This window comes from Bradyrhizobium sp. Y36 (assembly GCF_002531575.1).
Classification (GTDB): Bacteria; Pseudomonadota; Alphaproteobacteria; order Rhizobiales; family Xanthobacteraceae; genus Bradyrhizobium.
On sequence record NZ_NWTI01000009.1, the window covers coordinates 127739 to 143742 of the forward strand.

Genomic DNA, 16004 nt, shown 5'->3' on the forward strand with positions numbered 1-16004 from the left:
AAACAAGCATGGGGTCCGGCAGGGAGGATCAGATGAGCGCAGGCAGCGCCATGCCGTTCGGCGGCAGCATCGGCAAGACGGTTGCGCAGTCAAAACCCTGGTGGCCGGAGGCGCCGACGCCGCCCGCGGGCGCGCCGAACGTCCTCATCGTGCTGTTCGACGACGTCGGCTTCTCCGATTTCGGCTGCTACGGCTCGGCGATCAGGACGCCGACCATCGACAAGCTCGCCGCGGAAGGCCTGCGCTATTCCGGTTTCCACACCACCGCAATGTGCTCGACGACGCGCGCCGCGCTGCTCACGGGGCGCAACCATCATTCCGTCGGGGTCGGGTGTCTTGCCAATTTCGATTCCGGTTACCCCGGCTATCGCGGCAAGATCGCGCGCGAGGCGGGGACGCTGGCCGAGATGCTGCGCGGGCATGGCTATCGCAACTACATGGTCGGCAAATGGCACGTCACGCCGCTGACTGAGAGCGGCGCCACCGGTCCGTTCGACGGCTGGCCGCTCGGGCGCGGCTTCGATCGCTTCTACGGCTTCCTCGACGCCGAGACCGACCAGTACGCGCCCGAGCTCGTCTCGGACAACACGCATGTTGATCCCCCCGGGACCTATGCCGACGGCTATCACCTCACCGAGGATCTGATCGACCAGTCGATCCGCTTCATCGGCGATCACCTTGCCGATCGGCCTGACGTGCCCTGGCTGACCTGGGTCGCGCTGGGCGCCTGCCACGCGCCGCATCAGGCGCCGGCCGAGATCATCAGGAGCTATGACGCCGCCTTCGCGCACGGCTGGGATGTCGAGCGGGAGCAGCGCCTTGCGCGCCAGAAGGCGACGGGCCTGGTGCCGCAGGACACACGGATGCCCGCACGCAACGATGGCGTGAAGGCCTGGGAGGAGCACTCGGCCGACGAGCGCCGTGTGTTCACACGCCTGCAGGCGGCCTTCGCCGGCATGCTCGACCATTCCGACCGCCATCTGGCGCGTCTCGTTGCCTTCCTCGACACCGCCGGGATCCGCGACAACACGGTGATCATCGTCATGTCCGACAATGGCGCGAGCCAGGAGGGCGGGCCGCTCGGCTTCGTCAATGCGATGGGGCCGTTCAATTTCAAGCCGGAGCCGATCGCCGAAAAGCTCGCCCGCATCGACGACATCGGCGGCCCCGACACCCACAGCAATTTCCCGCATGGCTGGGCGATGGCCTCGAACACGCCGCTGCGGCGCTACAAGCAGAACACCCATGGCGGCGGCATCCGCGATCCCTTCGTCATCAACTGGCCGAGGCGCATCGCGGCCAAGGGCGAGTTGCGGCACCAGTTCGTGCATGCCTGCGATCTCACGCCGACGCTGCTCGAATTGATCGGCATCGAGCCTCCGGGCACGATTGCGGGCTGTGCGCAGATGCCGCTCGAAGGCGAGAGCTTTGCGCGCTCGATCCCGGATGCGGCCGCGCCGTCAAAAGGCTCGCCGCAATATTTCGAGATGTTCGGCCATCGCGGTCTCTGGCACGCCGGGTGGAAGGCGGTCGCCTTTCATCCGTCGGGGACGCCGTTCGAGAACGACAAATGGGAGCTGTTCCATCTGGACGCGGATTTCTCCGAGACCAACGACCTTGCGGCCACGGAGCCGGAGCGCCTTGGCCGGATGATCGCGATGTGGTGGGACGAGGCCGAGAAGCACAAGGTACTGCCGCTCGACGACCGCTTCGGGCCGCGCTTTGCCGAGAATGCCGCGCGCTTCCACGGTGCGCGGCACCGCTTCGTTTTCCACGCCGGCATGGGCCATGTGCCGACCGACGTCGCGCCCGACGTGCGCAGCCGCAGCTATACGATCGAGGCGGATGTCGAGATCGACGAGGAGGGCGCAGACGGCGTGCTGATCTCGCATGGCGATGCGACCTCGGGTTACAGCCTCTATGTCAAGGACGGCCATCTCGTCCACGATCTCAACATCGGCGGCAGCCATCAGGTCGTGCGGTCGGACCGCAAGGTGCCCTCCGGTGCGCGCCGGCTCGGCGTGCATGTCGAACGTCTCGTGCGCAAGGAGCCGCCGGCCAAGGGCGCGCGCACCGGCGTTTCCGAGTACACGCTGCTGATCGATGGCGAGCGGGCGGGGTCGCTGCAGACCCAGCTCGGCTTCCACACGCTGATCTCGTGGTCCGGTCTCGACATCGGCCGCGACCGCGGCAGTCCCGTGTCACATTACGAGGCGCCGTTCGAGTTCAGGGGAAAGCTGCGGCGCGTGACTGTCACCATGCACAGCGATCAGAAGCTCGACGGCGAGGCCGTCGGCAACGCGCAGATGGCGCGGCAGTAGCGGAAGGCGCGGCATCCAGTACGCCGCGGCCTCTCGGTCCAATCACCGCCGCCTCTGGACTACAGGATCGCCCGCCCCGTGCGCAATTGCGCAAAAGGCGGGCGATGACAGTGTGCCTGTTACTTGATCTTGTCGTAGGCCGCCGCGAAATCGCCGAGCGGCATCGGGATCGCAATCGTCTCCTTGGCCATGTTCTGGAAGGAGACCTTCAGCTGCTTGCCCGAGCGCAAGGCACCGAGCAGGTCCGCCGCGATCGGTGTCGAGGCGTAGCAGCCGCGATTCTCGCAGGTCTGGATCTGCAGGTCGACCGTCTTGCCCTCGTCGACCTGAAGCTTGGCGCCGACGGGAAGGTTGAGGCCGAGCGGCAATTGCAACAGCGCGATCGGCGTGCGGGTGTCGGGCGCGATGCGGATGTTGATCAGGACGACGGTCTGGCCGGTCTTGGTCAGCACCGCATTCTGCTCCATCGCGCATTCGAGCGGCGCATCGCGGCTCACGCTGGTGCAGCGGACGACCCAGCCGGGCTGATGCGCCTGCGCGCCGTCAGCCTGTGGCTGCGTCGGGGCCGGCGCGGGTTGTGCTGCCGGGGCAGGGGCGGCGTTCTTCTTGGCGCCCTGCTGGGCATGCGCGGCGCCCAAGGATAACAGGAGGGCAGCGGCGAGGGCGACAAGTCTGGATTGCATGAGCATGGCGAAACCGCGTTGGCATGAACCGGGGTCCCGCTGTAGCGTTGCGGGAGGCGCGGTGCAAGCTTACTCGGCGGCTTGCTTGACGCCGCCGTGCTCGACGGCCTCGCCGCCTTCGCCGTCATCCGATCGGCCCCAGCCCGAGAACCAGTTGTTGAGCTCGTCGAGATAGAGATAGACGACGGGCGTGGTGAACAGGGTCAGCGCCTGGCTGACGATCAGGCCGCCGACCATGGCGTAGCCGAGCGGCTGGCGGATCTCGGCGCCGGTGCCGTGACCGAGCATCAGCGGCACGCCGCCGAGCAGCGCGGCCATCGTCGTCATCATGATCGGCCGGAAGCGCAACAGCGCGGCCTGGCGGATCGATTCCGCCGGCGTCTTGTGCTCGTCGCGTTCGGCGGCGATGGCGAAGTCGACCATCATGATGCCGTTCTTCTTCACGATGCCGATCAACAGGATGATGCCGATCAGCGCAATCAGGCTGAAGTCGAAGCCGGCCGCCATCAGGATCAGAAGCGCGCCGACGCCGGCCGAGGGCAGCGTCGACAGAATCGTGATCGGATGGATGTAGCTCTCGTAGAGGATGCCGAGGATCAGGTAGACCACGACGAGCGCGGCGAGGATCAGCAGCGGCACGGTGCCGAGCGACTGCTGGAACGCCTGCGCGGTGCCCTGGAAGCTCGAGTTCAGCGTCGGCGGCGCGCCCAAATCGGCCATCGCCTTCTGCACGGCCTCGGTCGCCTGGCCGAGCGCGACACCCTGGCCGAGGTTGAAGCTGATCGTGATCGCCGGGAACTGGCCCTGATGGCTGATCGAGAGCGGGCGGACCGGATCGGTGGTCCAGGTCGCGAACGTCGACAGCGGCACCTGATCGCCCGTCAGCGGCGATTTGAGATAGAGCTTGTTGAGGCTGTCGAGATTGCCCTGCATCTCCGGCAGGATCTCGAGGATCACCTTGTAGGTGTTGAGTTGGGTGAAATACTGCGTGACCTGCCGCTGTCCGAAGGCGTCATACAGGGTGTCGTCGATCAGCTGCGGCTGGATGCCGTAGCGCGAGGCGGTATCGCGGTTGATCTTGAGCTGGACGGTGGTGCCCTGGGTCTGCTGGTCGGTCGCGACGTCGCGCAGCTCCGGCAGCGTCTGCATCTTGGCGAGGATCTTGGGAGCCCATTCGTTGAGCTCTTCCAGATTGGCGTCCTGCAGCGTGAATTCGAACTGCGTGCGCGTCGGCCGGCCGCCGAGCCGCACGTCCTGGGCCGCCTGCATGTAGAGGCGGGCGCCCTCGACCTTGTCGAACTGGGGACGCAGTCGCGCGATGATCTGCTGGGCGGAGGCCTCGCGCTTGTCGCGCGGCTTCAGCGTGATGAAGATGTTGCCGTTGTTGCCGGCGCGGCCGCTGCCGCCGATCGACATGGCAACGCTGGCAACGTCGGGATCGGCGAGGATGATCTTGCCGAGCTGTTCCTGACGCCGGGTCATCTCCTTGAACGAAATGTCCTGCGAGGCTTCCGAAGTCGCCGTGATCAGGCCGACGTCCTGCTGCGGGAAGAAGCCCTTCGGGATCAGGACGAACAGGTAGATCGACAGTCCGAGCGTGGCGAAGAAGATCGTAAGCGTGGTGCGCCGCCAGGCCAGGGCATGATCCAGAACGTATTCATAGCCGCGCAGCATTCCATCGAAGGCGCGCTCGCTCCACTGGTAGAACCTGCCGTGGTTGACCTCGCCATGGGCGCGCAGGAAGCGCGAGGCCATCATCGGCGTCAGGGTCAGCGACACGAACATCGAGACGAAGATGGTCATCGCCAGCACGACGGCGAATTCGCGGAACAGGCGTCCGATGATGCCGCCCATCAACAGGAGCGGGATCAGCACCGCAACCAGCGAGATGCTGATCGACACGATGGTGAAGCCGATCTCCTTCGAGCCGCGGAAGGCCGCCGCCATCGGCGCCTCGCCTTCCTCGATGTAGCGCGTGATGTTCTCGAGCATCACGATGGCGTCGTCGACGACAAATCCGACCGCGATGGTGAGTGCCATCAGCGACAGATTGTCGAGCGAATAGCCGGCGACCCACATCAGGGCGCAGGCGCCCAATAGCGCCAGCGGAACCGTGATGGTGGGAATGACGGTGGCCCAGAAGCTGCGCAGGAAGATGAAGATGACCATGACCACGAGGGCGATGGTCAAAAGCAGCGTGAACTGGACGTCCTCGACCGCGGCGCGGATCGTCGTGGTGCGGTCGCTGATGAGCTCGATCTTGATCGCGGGCGGGATCGCCGCCACCAGGCGTGGCAGGGTCGCCTTGATCCTGTCGACGGTCTCGATGACGTTGGCGCCTGGTTGCTTGAAGATCACCAGGAACACGCCGCGCTTGCCGTTGGCCCAGGCGGCCTGCTTGGCATCCTCAGCGGCGCTCACCGCCTGGCCGATGTCGCGGATTCGCAACGGAGCGCCGTTGCGATAGGCGATGATGACGTCGTTCCAGTCCTTTGCGTGCGTGAGCTGGTCGTTGGCGTAGATCGTGTAGGCGCGCTTCTCGCCGTCGATATTGCCCTTGGGACTGTCGACCGTGGTGATCGCGATCTGGCTGCGGACGTCCTCCATCGACAGGCCCTTGGCGACCAGTTTCGCCGGATCGACCTGGACGCGAATGGAGGGCTTCTGCTGGCCGCCGATGAAGACCTGCGCCACACCGGACAGCTGGCTGATCTGCTGGGCAAGCTGGGCGTCGACCGCGTCGCTGACGCTGGTCAAAGGCAGTGTCTCCGATGTCGCCGACAGCAACAGGATCGGCGCGTCGGCGGGGTTGACCTTGCGATAGGTCGGCGGCGAAGGCAGATTCTTCGGCAACTGGCCGCTGGCGGCGTTGATGGCGCCCTGCACGTCGTTGGCGGCGCCGTCGATGCTGCGGTTGAGGTCGAACTGGATGGTGATCGAGGCGGTGCCGAGATAGCTCGTCGAGGTCATCTGGGCGATGCCGGGAATCTGGGCGAACTGGCGCTCCAGCGGCTGGGCCACGGACGAGGCCATCGTCTCGGGGCTGCCGCCTGGCAGATTGGCGGTGATCTGGATGGTCGGGAAGTCGACCTGCGGCAGCGGTGCGACCGGGAGCAGGGGATAGGCGACGAGACCGACGAAAAGGATGCCGGCCATCAGCAGCGAGGTGCCGATGGGATAACGGATGAAAGGTGCCGAAATCCCGCCCTCGGTCATTCCTGTCGTACCTTGTTCTGGGCCGGGTTGGAGCTTGCCACCGCCGTCGAGACGAGGCTTCCGGGTTGCACCTTGAACTGGCCGCCGGTGATCACCTGCTGACCGGGGCTCAGCCCTTCTTCGATAACCGAATGTCCATCGATGGCGTAGCTGACCTTGACCTTGTGCACCTCGGCCTTGTTGTCCTGATTGACGGTATAGGCGTAGAGGCCGTTGGTGGAATGCTGGACGGCGTCATCGGGAACCACAGTCGCGTCCTTCAGCGTCCGCACCAGAAGCCGCGTCGAGACCGATTGACCCGGCCACAGCGTGTGCTCCTTGTTGTCGAACACCGCTTTCAGCCGGATCGTCCCGCTGCTCGTGTCGACCTGGTTGTTGATGACCGCGAGCTTGCCCTCGGCCAGCGTCTTCTTGCCGTCGGTGGTGAAAGCGATCACCTTGAGCGCGCCGCTCTTCTGGCCTTCGCTGATATAGGGAAGCTGATCTTCCGGCGCCGTGAAGATCACGGCGATCGGCTCGACCTGCGAGATCGTCACGATGCCGGTCTGCGTCGAGGCGTTGACGATGTTGCCGACGTCGACCTGCCGAAGCCCCGCGACGCCGGTGATCGGCGCCTTGATCTGCGTGTAGTCGAGCTGGGTCTGGGCGTTGGCGATCGCGGCCTCGTCGGCGGCGATCTGGGCGGTCAGCTGGGCGACGGTCGAGCGCTGGGTATCGACCCGCTGTGCGGTCGCGAATTCGCCGAGCTTCATGGCGCGCTGGAGTTCGAGATTGGCGTTGGCGAGACTGGCCTCGTCCTGCGCCTTCTTGGCCTTGGCCTGGTCGAGCGCGGCTTGATAGGGACGGGGATCGATCGAGACCAGAAGCTCGCCCTGCTGGACGATCTGGCCTTCCTTGAAGGCGAGCTTGTCGATCTGGCCGTCCACGCGGGTCCGGACTTGTACGGTGTTGAAACCTTGAACCGTGCCGAGACCGGTCAGGTAGACCGGAAAGTCGACCTTCTGGACCGGCGAAACGCTCACCGGGACGGCGGCCGGCCGGGTCGGGCCTTTCTGGGCGGTCTGGGCTTTGCCCGCGCCATGCCCGAATGTCTGCCACCCATAGTAACCCGCCGTGGCCACGGCCGCGACGGTCAGAAGCCAGAGGATCGGCCGGGACTTTTTCATGTTGTCTCGTGTCGGCTCTTGTGCCCTCGCATCACGAATTATCAGGGCAATCGCGGGGTTCCAGCGCGTTTGTATAATACACGCCAAGTTCCAGTGTAAACAGCACTATCCGTTGAGAATCCTAAACAATTGGAAAGCTTTGCACCGCCTGGGCAATGTCGTGACGCGGCGGTGTGCAGTGCTGCATTTTCCCGGCGATGCGACCGGCGCGCAAGTCTTGTGCGGCACTCGCAGACGGTGAGCTCGGCCCGCCCGCAGCCGTGCCGAACCGCCGTCCGGTGCCGGTGTGAAGAATGGTTCTAAATTGCGTGGAGGCTGTTTCGGTTGTCAGGAATTTCCGCATCGTTCATATCGGCGCCGCCACACAGGGAGCGCAGGATGGACGAATTGAACGGCAAGCTGATCGCGTGTCAGATTCTGATCACGGGATTGATCGCGCGCGTGGCCAACGAGCAACGCGATCCCTTGCGCTTCCTCACCGACTTTCGAGACGAGATCAAAGCCGTGGTGAACGGCGTCAACATCGCCGGCATGGACTCGACCGATCGCGTGCGCGCCATCGCGCAGAAAACCGTCGATGAATTGTTTTCGTTGATGAAGCCGCCGAGCAGCGATTGAAGCTGCGAGGTGGGCTGCGATTGCATCGCTTGCGCGGTGTTGTTTTAGAACGAGTCCAATCTAAGTTTAGAACGGTTTCAAACTACAGTTTAGAATTGTTTTGATCTGGATCGATTCAAGGGTTCTTGCGAGCTGCTCGCATTGACCCATTATTTTGCCGCCGATACCAACATCTCATCGTTCGCCGAAGGGAATGAGCGAACATAAAGATGGGGCGTTTGGTAATGGGGCAGGTGGTCGCACCGAAGTCGTTGCGTTCGGTCGCAGCATTCGATCTGTTGGATGAAAAGTTCGCGGGCGTTTCCGGCAAGAAGGCGTCTGCAGTTGCGGGCTTGATGGCGGTGGCGTCGGTGTCGAGCGGCGCGCAGGCGCAGCAGTCGAACCTGCCGCCGGTGACGGTCGACGCGCCTGTCGAGCGGCCGCGTCCGACAGCATCGAAGCCTTCGCCGGAGCAGGTCCGCGCCCGCAACGCGATTCGTCGTGCCGCGCAGCGTGATCAGGCGGCGCAGCAGGCGGCACCGACCACGCCGTCAGGTGCTCCCGACGGCAGCCCCTATGCCGATCCGGCCGCGCCCTACAAGGTCGATCACGTCCAGGCCTCGGGCAAGTTTCCCGAGAAGATGCTGAACACGCCCAAGACCATCACGGTGCTCAGCAAGGAAGTGCTTGAGGACAAGAACGCCACGACGCTGAAGGAGATCGGACGCTCGACCGCGGGCGTGACACTGGGCTCGGGCGAGGGCGGCAACGCGTTCGGCGACCGCTTCTTCATTCGCGGCTTCGACGCGCGCAACGACGTGTTCATCGACGGCATCCGCGATCCCGCCGTCTCCATCCGCGAGAACTTCTTCACCGAGCAGATCGAGATTCTGCGCGGTCCCGCGTCTTCCTATGCCGGCCGCGGCACCGCCGGCGGCGCCATCAACATCGTCACCAAGCAGGCCGGCGATCGCAATTTCCAGCGCATGGATACCGAGTTCGGGACCGACTACACAAAGCGCGTCACGCTCGACGTCAACCAGGTCATCGATCCCACCTTCTCGGTTCGCACCGGCGGTCTGTTCCAGGACGCCAACGTCGCCGGACGCAATTACGTGACCGACAATCGCTGGGGCAGCTTCATCTCGACCAAATACACCCCGACCAGCGACATCAAGATCACGACCAACTACGTCCACACCGACCTCAGCGGCTATCCTGATTTCGGCGTGCCCTATTACAAGCAGGGCAACGTGCCCGTGACCTCAGCCGGCATTCCGCGTCAGAACTGGTATGGCTTCCTCAACCGCGACTTCCAGACGGCGCGGCAGGATTTCGGCACCGGTACGATCGAGTACAAGGTCAACGAGGCCATCACGCTGACCAGCAAGGTGCGCGGCGAGCATTCGCTGCTCAACTATATCGGCACGTTGCCGCAGAACCCGAACACGAGTTTCGCCGACCCGATGCTCTGGACCACGACGGCGAGCGCGCAGAGCCGGTACCAGAACGTGGACGTGTGGGCCAACCAGAACGAGGCCACGTTCAAGCTCGACACCGGCGGGGTCAAGCACACCGCTGTGTTCGGCGTCGAATATTCGAACGAGAACATTTCGATCGACCGCTATGCCGGCCTCGCGTCGGAGCTGGCCGGTAGCCCCTTCACGAGTTCCGGTGCCGTGACGGGGGTCCTTCTCTACTCCCCGCAATACACCAACATTCCGTTCGGCACGCCGTCGCTGGTTGGAAATCCGACGCGCTATGGCGTCAACACCAGCAGCGTGTATGTGATGGATACCGCGAATTGGCAGGACACGGTCATCCTCAACGGCGGCGTGCGCTACGATGGCTACAGCCAGAGCTCATCCACCAATTCGGCCTACCTCAAGCAAAGCTCCGATCTCGTCAATTACAACGTCGGCCTCGTCTACAAGCCGATGTCGATCGGCAGTGTCTATGCCGCTTATGCGACCTCCGCCAATCCGTTCGGTTCGGAGCTCGACGCTACCGGCACCGATTACGGTGGCGTTCCCGCCAACTCGACGATCCTGCTCGGGCCCGAGCGCAACAAGGCGGCAGAGATCGGCACCAAATGGGAGCTGGCTGACCGTCACCTGCTGGTCAGCGCTGCGCTGTTCCAGACCACCAAGGATAATGCGCGAGAGACCGTCAATAACCTGCTCACCTCGGGCGCGGCCTACCGCATCCAGGGCATCGACATCGAGGCCGAAGGCAAGATCACGGATCGCTGGAGCATCTTCGGCGGCCTGGTGCTGATGCAGTCGAAGGTCACGCAAAGCGGCATCGCCTCCAACATCGGCCTGCAGCTCGCCAACGTCGCCCATCAGTCGTTCAGCATGCTGTCCAAGTACAAGTTCGACGACGGCTGGGAGATCGGCGGGCAGGCGGTGTATCGCTCGAAGGTCTATGGCGGCACCTTCGCGGCCAATACCGGCAACGAACTGCCGAGTTATTGGCGCTTCGATGCGTTCGTGGAGAAGAAGATCGACAAGAACTGGAGCATGAAGTTCTACGCCCAGAACCTCACCAACAAGCTGTACTACGATACGCTCTATCGCAGCGCAGTGCCGTTCGTGGCGGTCGCTCCGGGCCGGGCCTTCTACATCGTCACGACGGCGAAGTTCTGATCATGTTGACGTGTCTGCCTGGCATCCTGAGCAAAGACGATGTGGCGGATTTCCGCCGCATCATGGACGCCAGCGAATGGGAGGATGGCCGCTCCACCGCCGGCGCGCAGTCGGCCATGGTCAAGCGCAACGAGCAATTGCCGCCCGACGGCGAGGTCGCGCGAAAGCTCGGCAACCGGATCATCTCGGCGCTGACGTCGAACCCGCGCTTCATCGCGGCGGCGGTCCCGCTGCAGATTTTCCCGCCGCTGTTCAACCGCTATGCGGCGAGCAGTGGCCATCATTTCGGCCTGCATGTCGACAATGCGATCCGCGGCGACCGGCTGACCGGTCTTCGCATCCGCACAGACCTGTCGGTGACGCTGTTCCTCGCCGAGCCGGAAGCGTACGATGGTGGCGAACTTGTGATCGAGGACACCTACGGCTCGCACGAGGTCAAGTTGCCGGCCGGCGACTGCGTGCTTTATCCCTCGACAAGCCTCCATCTCGTCACCCCCGTGACGAGGGGAACGAGGGTTGCGTCTTTCTTCTGGCTGCAGAGCATGATACGGGACGATCAAGCCCGGAGCATGATCTTCGACCTCGACACCGCGATACAGGCGCTGGTGGACCGGCTCGGGCGTGACGATCCCGAAACGGTCAAATTGACGGGTATCTATCACAATCTCATTCGCTACTGGGCCGAAGTATGAAGACCATGACCTCTAGAGCAAGCCTTGCCGCCGCCGCGATGCTGGCGGCCGCCTGGCTCGCATCCCCCGTTTCGGCCCAGACAGAAAACCCGCCCGCGGCTGCGACGCAGCAAGTGGCTCCGCCGCCTGCGGCCAGCCCGGCTCCGGCAGCCGCTCCCTCGGCGACGTCGCCAGCGATCCCGACCGCGACCGCGCCTGCGTCGTCACCGTCCGCAGCCCCGGCGGCCGCAAAGACCGAGGCGGCCACCGGCGTCGCGCCGGCCATGAAGGAATTGTCGCCCTGGGTGATGTTCATGTCGGCCGACGTCATCGTGAAGGCGGTGATGATTGGGCTCGCCTTCGCATCGCTGATGACCTGGACCGTCTTCATCGCCAAGTCGATCGAGCTGTCGGTCGCATCCACCAGGCTTCGTTCGGCTCTGAAGAAGGTCGCGGAGACGCGCTCGCTTGCCGAAGCGCAAATGGCACTCGGCGCCAAGGAGGGCATCCTGCCGTCCTTCCTGGCGGCGGCCCTGCGCGAGGCGCGCATGTCGGCCGGCCTGTCCAGTGACGCCGGCATCAAGGAGCGCGCGGCCTCCAGCTTTTCCGAGATCGTGCGCGCCGAGGCGCGGCGCATCCGGATCGGCATGGGCGTGCTTGCGACCATCGGCTCCACGTCGCCCTTCGTCGGCCTGTTCGGCACGGTCTGGGGCATCATGAACAGCTTCATCGGGATCTCGAAGTCGCAGACCACGAACCTCGCCGTCGTCGCGCCCGGCATCGCCGAGGCGCTGCTCGCCACCGCGATCGGCCTCGTCGCCGCCATTCCCGCCGTCATCATCTACAACCACTTCTCGCGCGTGACGAAGGGCTATCTCGAACTCGTCAGCCGCGCCTCGGGTGCCGCGGGGCGGTTGCTCTCGCGCGATCTCGACCGCAGCCACGGCAGCGTGCATTCGCGCGCAGCGGAGTGAACCATGGCCGTTTCGCTCGCAGACAATGACGACGACGACGATTTCTCGGAAACGCATGACATCAACGTCACGCCGTTCATCGACGTCATCCTCGTCCTGCTGATCATCTTCATGGTCGCAGCCCCGCTCTCCACGGTCGATCTGCCGATTGACCTGCCGACGTCGAGCGCGACTCCGCAGAAGAAGCCGGACAAGCCGACCTATCTCAGCATCAAGCCCGATCTGACGCTTGCCCTCGGGGAAAACCCGGTGCACCGGGCCGAGTTGATCGGGACGCTCGACGGCCTGTCGGACATGAGCAAGGACAAATATGTGTTCCTGCGTGCCGACAAGTCGGTACCTTATGGGGAATTGATGGGCGTCATGGAGCTGCTGCGCTCGGGCGGCTATACGCGGGTGAAGCTGGTGGCGCTGGAAGGCGCTCCGGGGACGCCCGCGGCCGGCGCCGCTCAGCCTTGAGAAGGCACGCTATGTCGGACGAACTCAGACCATCCCGGAAGCTCTGGATCCTCGCGGCGGTTGCGGCGCTGGTGCTGCATCTGGGTGGGGCTGCGCTCGCGCTGGCTCATTTGCGGGCCGACGACGACGGCGACGGCCTGGGTGCGGCCGGCGCCGAATTCGCCGTGGAAATGGCGTCGCCCAAGGCGCCGGATACCGATCTGCCGCCGGGGCCCGACAGCGAAGCGATGCAGGAGCAGCAGGCGCTCCCCGAGCAAAAGGCCGAGACCAAGGAAACCGAGCTGCCGAAGGATCAGTCGCAGCAGGTCGAGGATCCCGATCGGGTGGTCACCGAGAACACCTCCAAGAAGCCGCAGGACGAGGATCCCAAGATCGCGGCGATCGAAACGCCCGCGGCCGAGGCATCGCCGAAGTCGGTTGCGACGGCCCGGCAGACGCTCGATGAAGACGCGCGCGAGGCCGAGAAGGCCCTGGCGCCGGTCATTGGGCTCGGTAAGGACATCCTGAGAATTACAGCCGACTGGAATCGCAAGATCAGCGCGCACCTTGCGGCCCACAAGGTCAATCCGGAAGGCAAGCAGCCCAATAACCAGAAGGTCAAGGTGAGCTTCGCGATCAACCGGAAGGGCAACGTGCTGTCGGTGGATGTCGTGGAGTCCTCAGGGGACACCGCCTACGATGCGGCCGCGGTCTCGATCGTCCGCAAGTCCGATCCCATCCCGCAGCCGCCCGCGGGACTGACCGAGGACCGGTTCGAGCGGACCGTCGACATCATCTTCACGCCGCCGGATGCGAAAAAGAAGAAGACGGCTCAGCGCCAGTAGAGCCTGATCCCGACATAGACCACGACCAGACAGGCGAAGATCAACGCCACGGGCAGGGGCCGTTTCTGGGATCCGGCGAATGCCGCCGCCCCGAAGGAGGCGGACTTCTTTGGCGCCGGTGCCGGGCGGCGGAAGGCGGTAACATTGTCCGCTGCCGGCTCTGCCGGGCGGGGGCGGACGTCGGGCGGGGTTCCAGCGCCGCCCATCTCGGCATAGTAGGCCTTGTAGATCGCGCCGATGGTCGCCTCGGTGGCCTCGCCTTCGCTCATCTGCGCCAGCAGGTTCTGGTAGCTCGCCAGGAATTCCTGGGATTCCGGGGGCAATGCGGACGCCCCGTTGAGTTTGGCCATCATCTTCCAGGTGGCAAAATCGGCGCGGGCGCGGGTGTCGGCGCGTCGCGCGATGAGCATATCGGCAGCTTTGACCAAGTCGGCCTCTGGCCCTTCGGCGTGTCTTCGGGTGTTCTGTTCAACTACGCATTGCCGGTCAGGAAGAGAACAGCCTGAATCACATATCCGGTCAACGTTCGCAGTATTACTGAAATAACATCAAGATTTAGACCGAACTGGGAACCTGCAAGGGGCAGCAGGATCAACAGGCCGATCAGAATCAGCATCCCGAACGGCTCGAGCCGGGCCAGCGGCATGGCGACGGCGCGGGGCAGCAGCCCGACCGCGACGCGGCCGCCATCGAGCGGCGGAATCGGCATCATGTTGAAGACGGCCAGGATGGCGTTGATGATGAGCGCATTCTTGAGGTTGTCGGCCACCCATTTCGCCGAGCTTGCCGGGACAAGCGGCAGCGCGTGGAAGGCGAGGGCCGCCGCCAGCGCCAGCAGGATGTTGGTGACGGGGCCCGCCAGCGCCACCCAGACCATGTCGAGCTTGGGGTTGTTCAGCTTGCGGAAGTTCACCGGCACCGGCTTGGCATACCCGAACAGGAACGGCGAGTGTGCGAACAGCAGCATCGCCGGCAGGATCAGGGTGCCGAACGGGTCGATATGCCTGATGGGGTTGAAACTGACGCGGCCGAGCTGCGAGGCCGTGTCGTCCCCGAGCCGGTCCGCGACGAAGGCGTGCGCTGCCTCATGAAGGGTGATGGCGAGCACCAGCGGCAGCACCCAGATGGAAACGTCATAGAGGGAGATGTTCACGGCTCGTCCGTCCCGGTTTGTCTGCGGCCTTGCAGCCGTCCCAGCCAACCGGCGGTGCAGCAACGCTTCCGGGCTAGATAATGTCGCGGGTTCCGAAATGCCAATTTGCCGGCGACCGGCGAGCAATGGCGCGCGGCGCCCGGCGTCACGCCGGGATCGTCCCCTGATGCTGCGGCAGGCCGTCGTCGAGCTTCAGCCAGGCGGGCTTTTCCGAAACCCAGATGTGCTCGGTCGGCGCGAAGGCGTTGCGATCGTCGAAAACGGAGAGGGACACGCCCGCCAGCGTGCCATTGCGCCGCCACGCGAACAGGCGCGTGCCGCAGCGCTTGCAGAACACGCGGTCGATCGCCTCGGACGAGGCATAGCGCTCGGTGTCGCCTTCGACGGTCAGCGCGCGCTGGTCGAACTGCGCGCGGGCGAAGAAGGGCGAGCCCATCGCCTTCTGACAGAGGCGGCAATGGCAGACGCGGACGTTGAGCGGCTCGCCCTCCGCCTTGAAGCGCACCGCGCCGCACAGGCATCCACCTTCCCGGATCATGCTGTCCTCAATAGGTTGCGCGTCCGCCCGAGATGTCGAACACCGCGCCGGTCGAGAAGGCGCAGTCCTCGGACGCAAGCCAGGCCACCATCGCGGCGAGCTCCTCGACGAGGACGAAGCGACCCTTCGGGATCTTCGACAGCATGAAGTCGATATGCTGCTGCGTCATCTGGTCGAAGATCGCGGTCTTGGCGGCCGCCGGCGTCACCGCGTTGACGAGGATGTCATGCGCGGCGAGCTCCTTGCCGAGCGATTTCGTCAGCGCGATCAGGCCGGCCTTGGAGGCCGAATAGTGCGCCGCGTTCGGATTGCCTTCCTTGCCGGCGATCGAGGCGATGTTCACGATCCGCCCGTATTTCTGCTTGAGCATCGCGGGCACGATGGCCTTGCAGACGATGAAGGGACCATCGAGATTGATGCGCAGAACCTTCCGCCATTCCTCGAGGTCGGTCTCCCAGACCGGCTTGTTGACGCCGGCGATGCCGGCATTGTTGACGAGGATGTCGATCTTGCCGAAGGCCTTGAGCGTCGCGTCGCGGGCCTCTTCGACGGCCGCGGTGTCGGTGACGTCGACCTTGAAGACCTTGGTCTCGCCGCCGATCTCCTTCGCCGTCTTCTCGGCCAGCGCGGCGTCAAAATCCCAGATCGCGACCTTGGCGCCGGAGGCGGTGAGGCGCTCGGTGATGGCGCGGCCAAAGCCCTGCGCGCCGCCGGTGACGATGGCGACGCGGCCGTTGAGATCGATCTTGTTCAT

14 protein-coding genes are annotated in these 16004 nt (G+C 64.6%); 7 read left to right on the forward strand and 7 right to left on the reverse strand.

Annotated features, from left to right (window positions below):
• Positions 1-32 precede the first annotated feature (32 nt).
• Positions 33-2321: an arylsulfatase gene (locus CO669_RS17670; protein ID WP_097661108.1), complete on the forward strand. Its 2289-nt coding sequence runs from the start codon at positions 33-35 to the stop codon at positions 2319-2321.
• Positions 2322-2440: 119 nt separating this feature from the next.
• Here the strand turns inward: CO669_RS17670 and CO669_RS17675 are convergent, their stop codons facing one another.
• From CO669_RS17675 to CO669_RS17685, 3 genes are all read right to left on the reverse strand, one after another.
• The gene (locus CO669_RS17675; protein WP_198964079.1) at positions 2441-3010 is read right to left on the reverse strand and encodes an invasion associated locus B family protein; all 570 of its coding nucleotides are present in this window, start codon (positions 3008-3010) and stop codon (positions 2441-2443) included.
• A 63-nt stretch (positions 3011-3073) separates the two neighbouring features.
• The gene (locus CO669_RS17680; RefSeq protein WP_097661109.1) at positions 3074-6220 is read right to left on the reverse strand and encodes a multidrug efflux RND transporter permease subunit; all 3147 of its coding nucleotides are present in this window, start codon (positions 6218-6220) and stop codon (positions 3074-3076) included.
• On the reverse strand, positions 6217-7386 hold the full coding sequence (locus CO669_RS17685; protein WP_097661110.1) for an efflux RND transporter periplasmic adaptor subunit: 1170 nt from the start codon (positions 7384-7386) through the stop codon (positions 6217-6219). Before CO669_RS17685 ends, CO669_RS17680 begins: the two co-directional genes overlap by 4 nt.
• A 378-nt stretch (positions 7387-7764) precedes the next feature.
• Between CO669_RS17685 and CO669_RS17690 the strand changes: the two genes are divergently transcribed.
• The 6 genes from CO669_RS17690 to CO669_RS17715 all read left to right on the forward strand — a co-directional run bounded on the left by CO669_RS17690 (position 7765) and on the right by CO669_RS17715 (position 13559).
• A complete protein-coding gene (locus CO669_RS17690) occupies positions 7765-8004 on the forward strand; it encodes a hypothetical protein (protein ID WP_097661111.1) in 240 nt (79 codons plus the stop codon).
• Positions 8005-8228: 224 nt separating this feature from the next.
• The gene (locus tag CO669_RS17695) at positions 8229-10631 is read left to right on the forward strand and encodes a TonB-dependent receptor (RefSeq protein WP_097661112.1); all 2403 of its coding nucleotides are present in this window, start codon (positions 8229-8231) and stop codon (positions 10629-10631) included.
• A 2-nt stretch (positions 10632-10633) separates the two neighbouring features.
• On the forward strand, positions 10634-11323 hold the full coding sequence (locus CO669_RS17700; RefSeq protein ID WP_097661113.1) for a Fe2+-dependent dioxygenase: 690 nt from the start codon (positions 10634-10636) through the stop codon (positions 11321-11323).
• The gene (gene exbB / locus CO669_RS17705; protein WP_097661114.1) at positions 11320-12276 is read left to right on the forward strand and encodes a tonB-system energizer ExbB; all 957 of its coding nucleotides are present in this window, start codon (positions 11320-11322) and stop codon (positions 12274-12276) included. Before CO669_RS17700 ends, exbB begins: the two co-directional genes overlap by 4 nt.
• A gap of 3 nt (positions 12277-12279) precedes the next feature.
• On the forward strand, positions 12280-12735 hold the full coding sequence (exbD, locus tag CO669_RS17710; RefSeq protein WP_097661115.1) for a TonB system transport protein ExbD: 456 nt from the start codon (positions 12280-12282) through the stop codon (positions 12733-12735).
• Between the two features lie 11 nt (positions 12736-12746).
• Positions 12747-13559, forward strand: coding sequence for an energy transducer TonB family protein (locus CO669_RS17715; protein ID WP_097661116.1), 813 nt, complete (start codon positions 12747-12749; stop codon positions 13557-13559).
• Here the strand turns inward: CO669_RS17715 and CO669_RS17720 are convergent.
• From CO669_RS17720 to CO669_RS17735, 4 genes are all read right to left on the reverse strand, one after another.
• Positions 13547-13969 carry a hypothetical protein gene (locus CO669_RS17720; protein ID WP_097661210.1) on the reverse strand — a complete coding sequence of 141 codons (423 nt, stop codon included), beginning with the start codon at positions 13967-13969 and terminating at the stop codon, positions 13547-13549. The two genes, CO669_RS17715 and CO669_RS17720, sit on opposite strands and share 13 nt — an antisense overlap.
• 62 nt (positions 13970-14031) lie before the next feature.
• Entirely contained in the window at positions 14032-14712 is a 681-nt protein-coding gene (locus CO669_RS17725; RefSeq protein WP_097661117.1) for a site-2 protease family protein, read from the reverse strand.
• Positions 14713-14857: 145 nt separating this feature from the next.
• Complete coding sequence (locus CO669_RS17730) at positions 14858-15250, reverse strand: GFA family protein (RefSeq protein ID WP_097661118.1); 393 nt, start codon at positions 15248-15250, stop codon at positions 14858-14860.
• Positions 15251-15257: 7 nt separating this feature from the next.
• A complete protein-coding gene (locus tag CO669_RS17735; RefSeq protein WP_097661119.1) occupies positions 15258-16004 on the reverse strand; it encodes an SDR family NAD(P)-dependent oxidoreductase in 747 nt (248 codons plus the stop codon).